Source organism: Pseudoxanthomonas sp., assembly GCF_035999195.1.
In the GTDB taxonomy this organism is placed as follows: domain Bacteria; phylum Pseudomonadota; class Gammaproteobacteria; order Xanthomonadales; family Xanthomonadaceae; genus Pseudoxanthomonas_A.
The window spans coordinates 439,276-455,049 of sequence record NZ_DASYGY010000009.1; the positions used below are offsets into that span (position 1 = coordinate 439,276).

The 15,774-nt window shown below is 67.3% G+C and carries 14 protein-coding genes; 6 read left to right on the forward strand and 8 right to left on the reverse strand.

The window, feature by feature from the left end; all coding sequences use genetic code 11:
• Nucleotides 1-110: 110 nt before the first annotated feature.
• A complete protein-coding gene (locus VGN58_RS09190; protein ID WP_327482945.1) occupies nt 111-1,013 on the forward strand; it encodes an SDR family oxidoreductase in 903 nt (300 codons plus the stop codon).
• A gap of 64 nt (nt 1,014-1,077) precedes the next feature.
• Here the strand turns inward: VGN58_RS09190 and VGN58_RS09195 are convergent, their stop codons facing one another.
• Entirely contained in the window at nt 1,078-2,958 is a 1,881-nt protein-coding gene (locus VGN58_RS09195; RefSeq protein WP_327482946.1) for a DUF885 domain-containing protein, read from the reverse strand.
• Nucleotides 2,959-3,126: 168 nt separating this feature from the next.
• Nucleotides 3,127-4,275, reverse strand: coding sequence for an acyl-CoA dehydrogenase family protein (locus VGN58_RS09200; protein WP_327482947.1), 1,149 nt, complete (start codon nt 4,273-4,275; stop codon nt 3,127-3,129).
• Between the two features lie 127 nt (nt 4,276-4,402).
• Here VGN58_RS09200 and VGN58_RS09205 point away from each other — a divergent pair, with 127 nt between their 5' ends.
• From VGN58_RS09205 to VGN58_RS09220, 4 genes are all read left to right on the forward strand, one after another.
• On the forward strand, nt 4,403-5,332 hold the full coding sequence (locus VGN58_RS09205) for a metalloregulator ArsR/SmtB family transcription factor (protein WP_327482948.1): 930 nt from the start codon (nt 4,403-4,405) through the stop codon (nt 5,330-5,332).
• Nucleotides 5,329-6,414 (forward strand): homocysteine S-methyltransferase family protein, encoded by a 1,086-nt coding sequence (locus tag VGN58_RS09210; RefSeq protein WP_327482949.1) that lies wholly within the window; start codon nt 5,329-5,331, stop codon nt 6,412-6,414. Before VGN58_RS09205 ends, VGN58_RS09210 begins: the two co-directional genes overlap by 4 nt.
• The gene (gene metH, locus VGN58_RS09215; protein WP_327482950.1) at nt 6,411-9,179 is read left to right on the forward strand and encodes a methionine synthase; all 2,769 of its coding nucleotides are present in this window, start codon (nt 6,411-6,413) and stop codon (nt 9,177-9,179) included. Before VGN58_RS09210 ends, metH begins: the two co-directional genes overlap by 4 nt.
• 432 nt (nt 9,180-9,611) lie before the next feature.
• The gene (locus VGN58_RS09220; protein WP_327482951.1) at nt 9,612-10,796 is read left to right on the forward strand and encodes an MFS transporter; all 1,185 of its coding nucleotides are present in this window, start codon (nt 9,612-9,614) and stop codon (nt 10,794-10,796) included.
• On the opposite strand, the gene VGN58_RS09225 is transcribed toward VGN58_RS09220, so the two are convergent.
• The 6 genes from VGN58_RS09225 to VGN58_RS09250 all read right to left on the reverse strand — a co-directional run bounded on the left by VGN58_RS09225 (nt 10,793) and on the right by VGN58_RS09250 (nt 15,363).
• Nucleotides 10,793-11,506, reverse strand: a complete 714-nt coding sequence (locus tag VGN58_RS09225; protein ID WP_327484619.1) for an alpha/beta fold hydrolase — start codon at nt 11,504-11,506, stop codon at nt 10,793-10,795. The two genes, VGN58_RS09220 and VGN58_RS09225, sit on opposite strands and share 4 nt — an antisense overlap.
• Nucleotides 11,507-11,508: 2 nt before the next feature.
• On the reverse strand, nt 11,509-12,132 hold the full coding sequence (locus tag VGN58_RS09230; RefSeq protein ID WP_327482952.1) for a DUF2058 domain-containing protein: 624 nt from the start codon (nt 12,130-12,132) through the stop codon (nt 11,509-11,511).
• Nucleotides 12,133-12,168: 36 nt separating this feature from the next.
• Nucleotides 12,169-12,405, reverse strand: a complete 237-nt coding sequence (locus VGN58_RS09235; protein WP_327482953.1) for a SlyX family protein — start codon at nt 12,403-12,405, stop codon at nt 12,169-12,171.
• Nucleotides 12,395-13,747 (reverse strand): UDP-glucose/GDP-mannose dehydrogenase family protein, encoded by a 1,353-nt coding sequence (locus VGN58_RS09240; RefSeq protein WP_327482954.1) that lies wholly within the window; start codon nt 13,745-13,747, stop codon nt 12,395-12,397. Before VGN58_RS09240 ends, VGN58_RS09235 begins: the two co-directional genes overlap by 11 nt.
• 49 nt (nt 13,748-13,796) lie before the next feature.
• Entirely contained in the window at nt 13,797-14,732 is a 936-nt protein-coding gene (locus tag VGN58_RS09245; RefSeq protein ID WP_327482955.1) for an FKBP-type peptidyl-prolyl cis-trans isomerase, read from the reverse strand.
• 82 nt (nt 14,733-14,814) lie between these two features.
• Entirely contained in the window at nt 14,815-15,363 is a 549-nt protein-coding gene (locus VGN58_RS09250) for a glutathione peroxidase (RefSeq protein WP_414710776.1), read from the reverse strand.
• A gap of 149 nt (nt 15,364-15,512) precedes the next feature.
• Between VGN58_RS09250 and VGN58_RS09255 the strand changes: the two genes are divergently transcribed.
• Entirely contained in the window at nt 15,513-15,773 is a 261-nt protein-coding gene (locus VGN58_RS09255; RefSeq protein ID WP_327482957.1) for a hypothetical protein, read from the forward strand.
• The last annotated feature ends 1 nt before the right edge of the window (nt 15,774 follow it).

The following is a 15,774-nucleotide window of genomic DNA, read 5'->3' on the forward strand; positions in this document are numbered from 1 at the left end:
TGGTTACCGGGCGATAACCGGGTTACTTCGGCCGCCCTGCTTGTGGGCGCACCGGCCATTACTACCATAGCGTAACCGACATCCTTTCCGTTACCGAATCAGGAGCCCGCATGAATTCCCCCGCCCCCTCCCTGCTGGTCACCGGCGCCTCCGGACACCTGGGCGGCGCCGTCGTCCGCCATCTGCTGGACACCCTGCAGATCCCGGGCGAACGCATCATCGCCACCACCCGCAACGCTGAAGCGCTGAACGAATTGACCGCACGCGGCGTCACCGTCCGGACGGCCGACTTCGACCAGCCGGATTCGATGGTTACCGCCTTCGCCGGGGTCGATCGCCTGCTGCTGGTCAGCACCGACGCGTTGATGGAACCGGGCAAGCGCCTGGCCCAGCATCGCGCCGCCGTGCAGGCGGCGGTCGATGCCGGCGTGAAGCACATCGTCTACACCTCGCTGCCCTCCGCCGACACCTCGCAGGTGTCGTTCGCGCCGGACCACTGGGGTACCGAACAGGCACTGTCCGCGTCGCCGCTCACCTGGACGGTGCTGCGAAACGCCTGGTACTTCGAGAATCTCGCCTATTCGGTGCCGGGCGCGCTGGCATCCGGCGAATGGGCCTCGGCCGCCGGCAACGGACGCATCGCCTACATCGCCCGCGACGATCTGGCCCGCGCCGCTGCGGTCGTGCTGGCCTCCGACGATACGTCGAACCGGATCCTCACCCTGACCGGCGAACAGGCATGGTCCGCACGCGACGTCGCCCGCCACGTGTCCGCCCTGACCGGCAAACCGTTGGCTGTGGTCGACATCACTGCTGAGCAACTGAGCGACGGCCTGAAAGCACACGGCTTCCCGCCGGTGCTGGCCGGGGTGTTCGCCTCGTTCGACGCTGCGACCGCGGCCGGCGATCTCGGTGAGGTCACGAACGATTACCGCCAGCTCACGGGCCGGGCGCCGACCGCACTCGATGCCTGGCTGCCGGCGAACCTCGACCTACTGACCAAGGCGCACTGAACCGGAAAAGAAGAACCCCGGCACGAGGCCGGGGTTCCCGGTGATACCTGGCAGGGATCGGACGTCAGGCCGCCTTCTCCGCCTTCAGCTTCGCGATCCACTGGTCCACGCGACGCTCCAGCAACGTGAGCGGCAGCGCACCGCCGCCCAGCACGGTGTCGTGGAAGCCCTTGATGTCGAACCTGTCGCCCAGTTCGGTCTCGGCCTTCCTGCGCAGTTCCTGGATCTTGATCATGCCGATCTTGTAGGCCGTGGCCTGGCCCGGCATGATCAGGTAGCGCTTGATTTCCGATTCGATCGCCGCGCGCGGCACGGCGCTGTTGGCGTCGAAATACTCCACCGCCTGCTCCTCCGTCCAGCTCTTCGCATGCAGGCCGGTATCCACTACCAGGCGGATCGCGCGCCACATCTCCGAGCTCAGGCGGCCGAATTCGGAATACGGATCCTGGTAGGTGCCCGGCATTTCCTTGGCCAGCCATTCCGAGTACAGGCCCCAGCCTTCCGCGTAGGCGGTCACGCCGTACTGCGTGCGGAACTTCGGCACGCCGGTCAGTTCCTGCGCGATGGAGATCTGCATGTGGTGGCCCGGCAGGCCCTCGTGGTACGCGATGACCTCCAGCTCCGGCTTCGGCATGGCGTCCATGTCGGACAGGTGCGCGTAGTACACGCCCGGCCGCGCGCCGTCCGGCGTGCCCGGGAAGTAATGCTGAGCGGCGCCGTCCTGTTCGCGGAACGGCTCGACGCGCTTGACCACCAGGTCGGCCTTGGGCAGCAGGCCGAAGTACTCCGGCAGCACCTTCTTGATGTTGTCGATGGCGCGCGTGGCGTCGTCGATGTAGGCCTGGCGGCCGGCGTCGGTGTTGGGATACTTGAACTGCTTGTCGGTGTCGATGAAGGTGAAGAACGCATCCAGGTCGCCTTGGAAACCGACCTTGTCCTTCAGCGCGGTCATCTCGCCCTTGATGCGCTCGACTTCCTTCAGGCCCAGCGCGTGGATCTCCTCGGCGGTCATGCCGGTGGTCGTCATCTGCCGCAGCTGGTACTCGTAGTACGCCTTGCCGTTCTTGTGGGTCGTGCCCACGCCGGTGGCGTTGACGGCGGCCTTCGGCAGTTCTTCCTCGCTCCACGCGATCACGCGGTCGTAGGCCGGCTTGAACTGTTCCAGCAGCGCCTTGCGCGCCTCGTCCTTCAGGGCGGTGGCGCGGGCGGCGTCGATCTTGCCCGCCTTCACCAGCGCGTCGGCCTTGGCCTGGGCGTCGGCCCAGATCGCCGAATCCTTGCCGGCCGAGAACGGCGCGCCGGCGACGACCTTCTTCGCCTGGTCGATCACGCCTTCATAGGCGAACTTCGGCGGACGCACGCCCTGCGCGGCCGACGCGCGCGCGCGCTCGAGCAGTTGGTCGAACGCGCGCTGGGTCGCCTTGAGGCGGGCGATGTAGGCGGTGTAGTCGGACTCTTCCTCGACCTTGTGGAAGCTGATCAGGAACGTCGGCCAGAAACCCTGCGCACCGTTCATCTGGTCGAACGCGTAGCCGTCCAGCAGGAACGGCAGGCCATCGCGCGCGTTCTCGTACTGCAGCTTCCACAGGTCGTAGGAGAACTTGGTTTCGTCGTCGAGCTTGGCGTAGTCGAACGACTTTTCCATCTCCTCGACGCTGGCCTTCTGCCAGGCGACCTGGTCGCGCTGGGCCTGCTCGGACATGTCGTCGACCTGGTCGTACAGGTCCTTGCGGCCCTGGAACGTCAGCTGGATGGGGCTGAACTTCAGCTGCTCCTCGTACTTCTTCTCGAACCACTCGTTCAGCCGCTTGCTCTCGGCGGCGATATCGGCGGCGGACGCGACCGGAGCCGGGGCATCGGCGGCCGCGCCGGCTGCGGGGGCATTGCCCTTGTCGCAGGCGGCCAGGGCCAGGGTGAGGGCACAGACGATCAGGGTTTTGCGCATCGGGGTCTCCAGGAGGGAAACGGGGGACGGACCCCCGCATCGGGCCACTCTAGCCGACCCCGTCCCGGCGGTCCCGTGACGAAAGACGGGGGTCGCGAGAACCGCGTCCCGCAACGAAGAACGCCGCCTTGCGGCGGCGTTCTCAATTCGACCAGGGCAACGCACGGCTCAGCGCAGGCCGGTCTCGTTGCGCGCGATCACCAGACGCTGGATCTCGCTGGTGCCTTCGTAGATCTCGGTGATCTTGGCGTCGCGGAAATAACGCTCGATCGGCATTTCCTTCGAGTACCCCATGCCGCCATGGATCTGCAGCGCCTGGTGGGTGATCCACATCGCCGCCTCGGAGGCGAACAGCTTGGCCATCGCCGCCTCGTTGCTGAAGCGCTGGCCCTGGCCCTTCACCCACGCGGCGCGCAGGGTCAGCAGCGTGGCGGCGTCCAGCTTGCACTTCATGTCGGCGATCTTCGCCTGGGTCATCTGGAAGGTGCCGATCGGCGCGCCGAAAGCCTTGCGGTCCTTCACGTAGGCGATGGTCGCCTCGTAGGCGGCGCGGGCGATACCGATGGCCTGGCTGGCGATGCCGATGCGGCCGGCGTCCAGCACGCTCATGGCGATCTTGAAGCCCTCGCCTTCCTTGCCCAGCACCGTGTCCGCCGTGGCGACATAGTCGGTGAACTCGATCTCGCAGGTCGCCGAGGCACGGATGCCCAGCTTCGGCTCGGTCTTGCCGCGATGGAAGCCGGCCTTCTCGGTGTCGATCATGAAGGCGGTGATGCCGCGCGCGCCCTTGTCCGGCTCGCTCATGGCGAACAGCACGATGTACTTCGCCACCGGCCCCGAGGTGATCCAGCTCTTCTTGCCGTTGATGACGAAGCTGCCGTCGGCCTGCTTCACGGCGCGGCAGCGCATCGCGGTGGCGTCGGAGCCGGACTGCGGCTCGGTCAGCGCGAACGCACCGATCTCGCGGCCTTCGGCGATGGCGCGCACGTAGGTCTGCTTCTGTTCCTCGGTGCCGAAGGTCAGGATGCCGTTGCAGAACAGCGAGTTGTTGACCGAAACAATGGTGGAATGCGCCGCGTCGGCGGCGGCGATCTCGATCATCGCCAGCACGTAGGCGACCGGGTCCATGCCGGCGCCGCCGTACTCGGCCGGCACCTCGATACCCATCAGGCCGTTCTCGCCGAGCAGGCGGATGTTCTCCAGCGGGAACTCGCCGGTCCTGTCGTGATGCTCGGCGCTCGGGCCGATCTTTTCCTGGGCGATCCGGCGCGCCACGTCCTGGATCATCAACTGCTCTTCGGTGAATGCGAAGTCCACGGGTACCCCTCGACCAGATAACTAGATACCAATTGTAACCCGCGGCCATGCGCAGGCGTATGCCATGGGTTGACCGCATCGGGCGGCCCCAGCCAAAATATCTCTATATCGCGATAGTGAGATATTTATGGATCTGGAAGCCTGGTCGACCCGGCTCAAAGTCTTTGCCGACGCCACCCGCGTGCGCCTGCTGGCGCTGCTGGCACGCGAGGAACTGACCGTCGCCGAACTGTCGGCCATCACGCAGCTGGCGCAGCCGCGCGTATCCACGCACCTGGCCAAGCTCAAGGAGGCCGGGCTGGCGCGCGACCGGCGCGCCGGCGTGTCGGCGTACTACCGCTTCGACGAGGACAATCTCGACAGCGTGCAGCGCGAATTGTGGCGCAGCCTGCGCGACGGCAGCGACGATCCGCTGCTGCGCCAGGACGCGGAACGCATCGCCGCGGTGTTGGCGAACCGCGCCGCCGACCAGAACTGGGCCGACAGCGTGGCCGGCGACATGGAGCGCCACTACTCGCCCGGACGGACGTGGGAAGCACTGGCCCGCACCGCCCTGCCCCTGCTGGAAACCGGTGACGTGCTGGACATCGCGTCCGGCGACGGCGTGCTGGCCGAACTGCTGTCGCCGCACGCCAAGCGCTATGTCTGCATCGACACCAGCAGCCGCGTGGTGGCCGCCGCGGGCGAGCGCCTGCGCCGCTTCCCGAACGTGGAAGTCCGCGAGGGCGACATGCATGCGCTGCCCTTCAAGGACGCCAGCTTCGACCTGGTCGTGCTGATGCATGCGCTGACCTATTCCACCAAGCCCGCGCAGGCCGTCGCGGAGGCCGCGCGCGTGCTGCGCCACGGCGGCCGCCTGCTGCTCAGCAGCCTGGGCAAGCACGAGCACAGATCGGTGGTGGAGGCTTACGGACACGTGAACCTGGGGTTCTCGGAGAAGGAACTGCGCAAGTTCGCCGAGAAGGCCGGGCTGGAGATCGCCAACGCCGAAACGGTCACGCGCGAGCGCCGCCCTCCGCATTTCGAAGTCATCTCCCTGACGGCGGTGAAGCCATGAAGCCCCTGCCCTGGCTGAAGCCCGAGCGCGAACGGCGGCTGGAAGAAGCACTGGCCCAGCGCATCCTCATCATCGACGGCGCGATGGGCACGATGATCCAGAAGCACGACCTGCAGGAGGCGGACTATCGCGGGCAGCGTTTCGCCGACGGCTGCGATGCCGAGCATCCGCACACGCACGGCCCCGGTTGCGGCCATGACCTGAAGGGTAACAACGATCTGCTGCTGCTGACCAAGCCGGAGGTGATCGCCGGCGTGCACACCGCGTATCTGGAAGCCGGCGCCGACCTGATCGAAACCAACACCTTCAATGCCACTTCGATCAGCCAGGCGGACTACCACCTCGAACACCTGGTGTACGAACTGAACAAGGCCGGCGCCCGCGTCGCGCGGGAGTGCTGCGATGCGGCCGAGGCGGCCACGCCGGACAAGCCGCGCTTCGTGATCGGCGTGCTCGGGCCGACCAGCCGCACCGCCTCGATCAGCCCCGACGTCAACGACCCCGGCTATCGCAACACCAGCTTCGACGAACTCCGCAGCACCTACCGCGAGGCCATCGAAGGCCTGATCGACGGCGGCGCCGATACGCTGATGGTGGAGACCATCTTCGACACGCTCAACGCCAAGGCGGCGCTGTACGCGATCGAGGAAGTCTTCGATGCGCGCGGCGGCCGCCTGCCGGTGATGATCTCCGGCACCATCACCGATGCCTCCGGGCGCACGTTGTCGGGCCAGACGGCCGAGGCGTTCTACACCTCGGTGGCGCACAGCCGTCCGCTGTCGATCGGGCTCAATTGCGCACTCGGGGCCAAGGACCTGCGCGAGCATGTGGAGACGCTGGCGACCGTCGCCGACGCCTATGTCAGCGCGCATCCCAACGCCGGCCTGCCCAACGCCTTCGGCGAGTACGACGAGACGCCCGAGGAGATGGCGGCCACGCTGAAGGAATTCGCCGAGTCGGGCCTGCTCAATCTGGTCGGTGGCTGCTGCGGCACCACGCCGCCGCACATCAGGGCGATCGCCGAGGCGGTCGCGGGCATTCCGCCGCGCAAGGTGCCCGCCCGCCTGGAGCAGGCCGCATGACCGGCGCCGCGCGCCATACCCGCCTGTCCGGCCTGGAGCCGCTGGTCATCACCCCGGACCTGCTGTTCGTCAACGTGGGCGAGCGCACCAACGTCACCGGCAGCGCGCAGTTCCGCAAGCTGATCAAGGAAGAGCGCTACGAGGAGGCCGTGGAAGTCGCGCGGCAGCAGGTCGCCAACGGGGCGCAGATCCTCGACGTCAACATGGACGAGGGCCTGATCGATTCCGAGAAGGCGATGCACCGTTTCCTCAACCTGATCGCCTCGGAACCGGACATCGCCCGCATCCCGGTGATGGTGGACTCGTCGAAGTGGAGCGTCATCGAAACCGGCCTGAAATGCCTGCAGGGCAAGGGCGTGGTCAACTCCATCTCGCTGAAGGAAGGCGAAGCCGCCTTCGTCGAGCAGGCCCGCAAGGTGCTGCGCTACGGTGCCGCGGCCGTGGTCATGGCCTTCGACGAGACCGGCCAGGCGGATACCTGCGCGCGCAAGGTGGAAATCTGCACACGCGCCTACCGCATCCTGACCGAAGAGGTCGGCTTCCCGCCGGAAGACATCATCTTCGACCCCAACATCTTCGCCGTGGCCACCGGCATCGAGGAGCACGACAACTACGCGGTGGACTTCATCGAAGCGACGCGCATCATCAAGCGGACGCTGCCGCATTGCCACGTGTCCGGCGGCGTCTCGAACGTGTCGTTCTCCTTCCGCGGCAACGAGCCCGTGCGCGCCGCGATCCATTCCGTCTTCCTGTACCACGCCATCCAGGCCGGCATGGACATGGGCATCGTCAACGCCGGCGGCCTGCCGGTCTACGACGACCTGGACGCCGACCTGCGCGAGCGCGTCGAGGACGTGATCCTCAACCGCCGCAAGGATTCCACCGAGCGGCTGCTGGAAATCGCCGACCGCTACAAGGGCAGGAAGGGCGAGGCGCAGGCGGAGAACCTGGCCTGGCGCGAGAGGCCGGTCCGCGAACGCCTGGCGCATGCGCTGGTGCACGGCATCGATGCGTTCGTCGACCAGGACACCGAGGAGGCGCGGCAGCAGGCCTCGCGTCCGCTGGACGTGATCGAAGGTCCGCTGATGGACGGCATGAACGTGGTCGGCGACCTGTTCGGTGCCGGCAAGATGTTCCTGCCGCAGGTGGTCAAGTCCGCGCGCGTGATGAAGAAGGCGGTGGCCTACCTGCTGCCCTTCATCGAGGCGGAAAAGCTGCGCACCGGCGACGTGGGCAAGTCCAACGGCAAGATCGTCATGGCCACGGTCAAGGGCGACGTGCACGATATCGGCAAGAACATCGTCGGCGTGGTGCTGGCGTGCAACAACTTCGACGTGGTGGACCTGGGCGTGATGGTGCCCACGCAGAAGATCCTGGACACCGCGCGCGCCGAGAACGCCGACCTGATCGGCCTGTCCGGGCTGATCACGCCGTCGCTGGAGGAAATGACGCATGTGGCGCGCGAGATGCAGCGCCAGGGCTTCGAGATGCCGCTGCTGATCGGCGGCGCCACCACCTCGCGCGCGCATACGGCGCTGAAGATCGACCCGCACTACGACGCGCCGACCGTATGGGTGAAGGATGCGTCGCGTGCGGTCGGCGTGGCGCAGTCGCTGATCTCGCGCGACATGCGTGCGGCGTTCGTCGCCGCCAACGACGCCGACTATGCCGAGATCCGCGAACGCCACCGCAACCGCGGCGATGCCAAGCGGCTGGTGTCCCTGGAAAAGGCGCGCGCGCAGAAGTTCGATGGTGGTTGGGATGCCTACACCCCGCCGGTGCCGAAGCACCCCGGCCTGCATGTGTTCGACGACTACCCGCTCGCCGAGCTGGTGGACTGCATCGACTGGACGCCGTTCTTCAACGCCTGGGAACTGTTCGGCAAGTACCCGGCGATCCTGACCGACGAGGTCGTCGGCCCCCAGGCCAGCGAGCTCTACCGCGATGCGCGGGCGATGCTGGACCGCATCGTGTCGGAGAAGTGGCTGACGGCGAAGGCGGTCTTCGGTCTGTGGCCGGCGAACAGCGTGGGGGATGACGTGGAGATTCAGCCCCTTCCTTCGCTTGCGGGGGAAGGTTGGGATGGGGGCAACGCGATGGGCTCGCCCCCACCTCAATCCTCCCCCGCAAGCGGGGGAGGAGGCAGAACGCTGCTGCACTTCCTGCGCCAGCAGGTCGACAAGCCGGTCGAGCGTCCGGACTTCTGCCTGGCCGATTTCATTGCGCCCAAGGACTCCGGCAAGCAGGACTGGATCGGGATGTTCGCGGTCACCGCGGGGATCGGCATCGACCGGCATGTCGCCCGTTTCGAGGCCGACCACGACGACTACAACGCCATTCTGCTCAAGGCATTGGCCGATCGGCTGGCCGAAGCGCTGGCCGAAAGCCTGCACCAGCGCGTGCGCAAGGAGTTCTGGGGCTACGCCCCGGACGAGGTGCTGGACAACGATGCGCTGATCGCCGAGCAGTACGTCGGCATCCGCCCCGCCCCCGGCTATCCGGCCTGTCCTGAGCACAGCGAGAAGGACACGCTGTTCCGCCTGCTCGACGCACCCGGCAACGCCGGCATGTCGCTCACCGAAAGCTTCGCGATGCTGCCGACGGCAGCGGTGTCCGGCTACTACTTCAGCCATCCGCAGAGCCAGTACTTCGTCGTCGGTCGCGTTTCCAAGGAACAGGCCGCGGACTACGCCAGGCGCAAGGGCGTCGAGCTGGCGCAGGTGGAACGCTGGCTGGCGTCCAACCTCGATTACGACCCCGAGTAAAGAAACTCACCGGACCCCTCAACGTCACGGACGCAAGCACGCCTCCCGAAGCCGAACCCGCATGGCACCAGCTCCCCCTCTCCCGCCGGGAGCGGGCAAGGGGTGAGGGCGAACCGTCGCGATCCCGTTCGCTTCTGAAGTGTGGACAAATCCTCGGTCGCCCCAGCGAACGATGGGATCCATCTTGCCTGTGCGATGAACACCAGGCCTGCACCGGGCAATGGATTCCAGCTTCCGCTGGAATGACGGGCAAGGACGGCCGTCCTGACGGGCCGAGCGCGCGATGCAGACCGTAGCGTGCGCCATGCGCACGACTCACGTCGTCTGGTGACCATCACAAAACCACCAGAGCTCGCGACCCGCTCCCGCAAACCACACCTCCCGCAGACCCGGTCGCGGCTCGACCGACATCACCCACCGCTACAATGCGCCATGACATCGCCCGGCGCCGTCCCTTCGCATCCCTACCCCGCCGCGCGCCTGTCCAGCTTCTACTTCTTCTACTACGCCGCGCTGGGTGCGTTCACGCCCTACTGGAGCCTGTACCTGGAGTCGCGCGGGCTGGGCGTTGCGGCGATCAGCGTGTTGATGAGCCTGTGGTATGCGACCCGCATCGTGTCGCCGAGCCTGTGGACCACGCTGGCCGCCCGTTCCGGGCATCCGATCCGGTGGTTGCATCGGGGGTGTGCGCTGGCGCTGGGCTGCTTCGCGCTGTTCCTGTTGCCGCTGGAGCACGCGGGCCTGTTCGCGGTGATGCTGGGCTTCTGCTTCGCCTACAACGCCGTGATGCCGCAGTTCGAATCGATCACGATGTCGCACCTCGGCGCGCGCAGCGATCGCTACGGCCTGATCCGGGTATGGGGATCGATCGGCTTCATCGTGGTGGTGGCATCGTTCGGCTGGCTGATCGACGAGCGGCGCCTGGGCGTGGGGTCGCTTCCCTGGCTGATGCTGCCGGTCCTCGTCGGCGTGCTGGCATCAGCGCTGGCCAACCGCTATGCGCACGAGCCCACCGTGCCGGCGCACGCGGCGGACGACAGTTTCCGCGCCCGCCTGCGGAAGCCGCAGGTGATCGCGTTCTTCGTCGCGGCCTTCCTGATCCAGATATCGTTCGGGCCGTTCTACACGTTCTTCTCGATCTACCTGTCCGAGCACGGCTATCCGACCGCCACCCAGGGCGTGCTGTGGACCGTGGGCGTGCTGGCGGAAATCGGCGTGTTCTTCCTGTCCAGCCGCATCTTCCGGCGCTGGGATGCCAGCCGCGTGCTGATGATCGCGCTGCTCAGCGCTTCGCTGCGCTGGCTGGTCACCGCGCTGTTCCCCGACAACATGCCGGTGATGGTGCTCGCCCAGCTGACCCACGCGCTCAATTTCGGCGCCTTCTTCGCCGCCGCCATGCAGTTGCTGGTGCGCTTCTTCCCCGGGCGGATGAACGGCCACGGGCAAGGGGTGTTCTACGGGTTGTCGTCCGGCGTCGGCGGCGTGTGCGGCGCCCTGCTGGCCGGACAGCTGTGGCGCTTCGGCGGTGAAACCGCTTTCCTCTGCTCGTCGGGCATCGCGTTGATCGCCGCCGCCATCGTCTGGCGCTGGCTGGTCCGGGAGCCCTCGCCGGCCTAGCTCGGAGCGCGCGCCCCGATCTCGCCCAGGAACGTCCGGATGCCCGCAGCGGCGGCGCGTGGCGCCATCTGGAACAGGAAATGCGGTGCATCGATCACGGCGTGGCGTGCCTGCCGCGCGAGCCGCAGCACCTCACGGCCGGCCGATGGCCGGATCAGCCTGTCGTGCCTGGCCTGCAGATACAGCACCGGCATGTCCAGCGACGCCAGGTGTTCCCTGACATCCACGCGCAGCGCGGCCAGGGCGCGCTGACGCAATACCTGCAGCGGAATGCTGCGCACGATCGCATCGAACTCCGCATGCAACGTGGGCGGCAGGCCGCTGCCTGCGAGCACGCGTTCCAGGGCGAACAGCGGCGGAGCCACGGCGGGCACGCGCTGCAGGATGGCCGCGCCGATCCTGGTAAAGGGCAGCGGGGAGCGGACGAAACTCGCCGCCATCACCAGGGCCCGGATCCGGTCGGGATGGCGATGGGCAAGCAGGACGCCCAGCGGTCCCGCGAAGGATTCCGCCACGAGCACCACATCACCCTGCCGCCGCACCGACTGCGCAAGCGTATCGGCGAGCGAAGGATAGTCCTGGAACCGCGTGCCGTCGTAGGACAGCACATCCACCTCGGCCACGTCCGCCAGTTCGGCCGACAAGGGCGCGTACAGGCGCCCGGTCCCGTCCAGCCCCGGCAACAGGCAGAGCCGTGGCCGGCCGGGCATCGTCACCACACCAGGTCGTCGGGCACCTGGTACTGGGGATCGGCGTAGGGATCGTCTGCCGCCGGCGCGTCAGGATCGACTTTCAGCGCGATGGCGGGGGCGAAGATGGTTTCCGCTTCCGCCAGCACGGCGGCCGTCACCAGCAGGTAGCGGCCATTCTGCTGGACCACGCCCAGCTCACCGGCGTTCAGGGCCTTCAGCTGCGCCGCGTTGACGTAGATGCGCTTGATCTTGCCGCCGTATGGGAAGTGACGCGCGATATCCGCATCGGCGTCGTTGAGTGCCTTGTCCTTCAGGAAGGCCTCGAGCGCCGCCTTGGCCTCGCGGCGAACGCGCGCCTCTTCCTGCTTGATGCGCTCGGCCTCGATGCGCTCGTCCTTCTCGCGCTGCGCACGTATCGCGTACGCCTTGGCCAGGTCGATGTCTTCCTGGCTGCGCTTGGGACGTGGCGCACCGTGCGGTGGACGCGGCTTGCCGCCCTGCCCCGGTTTCGGCTGCGCGGTGCCCTTGCCGGCGGGCTTGTGCGCGTCGCGGCGCGGGTCGGGACGGCGTTCGGGCTTGCGTTCTGGCTTGGGCGCAGGCTTGAAGCCCAGGCCGAGCAGCTGGTCACGGAGTGAATCGGTCATCGGTCTTTCGCGGGGGACTGCCGTCCGGCAAGCGTATCAATAATGCGGCGGGGGCGGCTCGCTGGCGGGATCCTCGTACAGTGCGGTGCGCACCTTGCCGAGTTCTTCCACCATGTGGCGCAGCAGGCGGGCGGTCCGTTCGTTCTCCGCGCGCGCATCGGCCAGGGCTTCGCTCATCTCGTTGAGCGAATGCTCCTGGAACGCCAGCCGGGTCTCCAGTTCCACCAGGCGACGCTCCAGCGCGTCGCCGGACAATGGCAGGTCAGTCTGCACGCACGGACCTCCCGCGGCCGATCCCGTAATAGGCCAGGCCGGCGGCCTCGACCTCGGCAGGGTCGTACAGGTTGCGTCCGTCGAAGATCACCGCGTCGCCGAGCGTCTCGTGCAGGCGCGCGAAATCGGGGCTGCGGAACTGCTTCCACTCGGTCACGACCACCAGCGCGTCCGCGCCTTCGGTGGCGGCACGCGCGTCGTCGCACAGCACCAGGTCTTCGCGCTCGCCGAAGATGCGCGCCGCTTCCGCGCGCGCTTCCGGGTCGTAGGCGCGCACGCGGGCGCCGGCGTCCCACAGCTCGGCCAGCAGCCGGCGGCTGCTCGCTGCACGCATGTCGTCGGTGTTGGGCTTGAACGACAAACCCCACACCGCGAAAGTCTTGCCGCGGATGCCTTCATCCTCGCCCCGGTCGTAGTGCTGCTGGATCAGTTCGAACAGATGGCCTTTCTGCCGCTCGTTGACCGCTTCCACCGCCTCCAGCAAGGCGGGCGCATAGCCATGCTGCTGGGCGGTGCGGGCCAGCGCCTGCACGTCCTTGGGAAAACACGAGCCGCCGTAGCCGGCGCCGGGATAGATGAAGTGCCAGCCGATGCGCGGGTCCGACCCGATGCCCTGGCGGACGTGCTCGACATCGGCACCGACGCGCTCGGCGATGTTCGCGATCTCGTTCATGAAGCTGATCTTCGTGGCCAGCATGGCGTTGGCCGCGTACTTGGTCAGCTCGGCCGAGCGAACGTCCATCACCACGATGCGCTCGTGGTTGCGGTTGAACGGCGCGTACAGGCGGCGCAGCTTCTCCACCGCCTGCGGGCTGGACGCGCCCACGACGATGCGGTCCGGCCGCATGCAGTCGTTGACCGCATCGCCCTCCTTGAGGAACTCGGGATTGGACACGACGTCGAAGGCGACATCCACGCCCCGCGTGGCGAGTTCCGCCTGGATGGCGGCGCGCACCTTGTCCGCGGTACCCACCGGCACGGTGGACTTGTTGACCACCGTGCAGCCGCGCTCGAGGTTCCGCCCGATGGTGCGGGCGACGGCCAGCACGTACTGCAGGTCCGCGCTGCCGTCCTCGTCCGGCGGCGTGCCGACGGCGATGAACACGATCTCGCCATGGGCGATCGCCTGCGCCGCGTCGGTGGTGAAGCGCAAGCGCCCGGCCGCGTGGTTGGCCTTCACCATCGGCGACAGGCCCGGCTCGTAGATCGGCACGATGCCGTTGTTCAGGCCCTCGACCTTGATCGGATCGATGTCGACACAGACCACATCGTGCCCCACTTCCGCCAGGCAGGTGCCGGTCACCAGGCCCACGTACCCGGTACCGAAAATCGCTACACGCATCAGCCCATTTCCATCAGTGAGAGTTCAACGCCGGACACCGCGATGCGGATTACTGCAGCACGCCCATCAGCTCGACATCGAACGTCAGCGTCGCGTCCGGCCCGATCTTGCCGCCCGGCGCGCCGTTGGGGCCGTAGGCCAGGTTGGACGGGATCCAGAAGCGGTACTTCGCGCCCACCGGCATCAGCGCCACGCCTTCGGTCCAGCCCGCGATCACCTGGTTCAGGCCGAACTCGGCCGGCTCGCCGCGCGCGTAGGAGCTGTCGAAGACGTCGCCGTTGAGCAGCTTGCCTTCGTAGTTGACGCGCACGCGGCTGGTCGGCATCGGACGCTGGCCATTGCCCTGGCGCAGCACCATGTACTGCAGGCCGGACTGCGTGGTCACCACGCCGGGCTTGGTCTTGTTCTCGGCGAGGAACTTGGCGCCCTCGTCGCGGTTGCGCTGTGCGGCACCGGCCTGGCGCTTGGCCATGTAGGCCTGCATCTCGGCCTGCGCCTGTTCCAGCGTCAGCAGCGGCGTGCCGCTCCCGGTGGCGACGGCCTTCACCGCCTGCGTCAGGACGGCGACGTCGATCTCGTCCTTGAACGGCGCCAGTGACGGGCCGATCACATAGGTGCCGAGGAAGACGCCGACCTTGGCCTTGTCCACCGGCGGCGGCGTGCTGCCCGGCGGCATGCCGGGGATCGGCTGGCCGTCGGCCACGGCGATGTTGAGGCGGAGCAGCTGGTCGGTGGCCTGCGCTTCCTGTTCGTTCATCGCCTTCGGCTTGCCGGCGAACGTATCGCCGATGGCCCGCTGGAACGCGTCTAGGTCCATGAACGGCCCGACCGGCTGCAGCGAATTGCCCACGTCCACGCCGATGGCGTAGCTCACCTTGTCGCGCTCGGACACCAGCGCGGCTTTTTCCTGTGCAGACACGCTGCCTCCCAGCATCGAAAACGAGATTGCCAACAACACGGCTGCGCCGCGGACCGACCGCTTCATCCTTTCTGCTCCTGGAACCTGCGCCGCGATGGCGGCGCCAAACCGATATTGTGGCACGCCCGCCCGCCGCGAAGGCACTGCATCAACGCGTGGCGCGCGGCGCCTTGAGTTCGCGCTCGATCGCGGCGACCACGGCAGGGTCGTCCGGCGAGACCTTGCTGGGGAAGTTGGCCACCACGCGTCCATCCCTGCCGATCAGGTACTTGTGGAAGTTCCAGCCCGGTGCGGTGCCCGTCGCTTTCGTGAGCGCTGCATACAGCGGCGTCGCCTTGTCGCCGGTCACCGCGACCTTCTCGAACATGGGGAACTTCACGCCATAGGTCAGCGTGCAGAACTCCTGGATTTCCTTTTCGCTGCCCGGCTCCTGGCCCCTGAAGTCGTTGGAGGGAAAACCGAGCACGGCGAATCCCCGGGACGCATACCGTTGATGCAGCGCTTCCAGCCCCTCGTACTGCGGCGTGTAGCCGCACTTGCTGGCGGTATTGACGACCAGGAGCACCTGGCCGGCATAGCGTTCCTTCAGGTTGACCGGGGCCTTGCCCGCCAGCGGGCGATAGCTGACATCCAGCAGGCCGGCGGCCAGGGCCGCGGCCGATACCCCGAGAAGCGCGACAAAAGCGAACAATTTCAATGACCTGGACTTCACGACGGACTCCACTAGTACGAACATGACAAGTATGCCTTCAGTTGGGTGACAAAACCCTGCGAGGGAGTTGACGGCCCGTGTTTTGGTGTTATAGTTGAATACATCACCACTCACCCAACTCACGGGGAGATGCCATGAACCAGAGACTCACCCACACCCTGCCCAGCCTGGCCGTCGGCGGCCTGCTGCTGGCGGCCGGTGCCCTGGCCGCCGTGTCCGGCGCCCGCACCTCCGAGGTGGACCCGGGCGCGCTGGTGGGCGCGCTAGAGTCCGACGTCCGCGAGATCACCGGCGACGACGGCGCACCGGAACCCACCCAGCACAAGCGTCGTGCGCGGGCCTCCCTGGCCATGCCGTACTTCTCCTTCGGCCAATCCCTGCGTCCGAGGAGCTGAG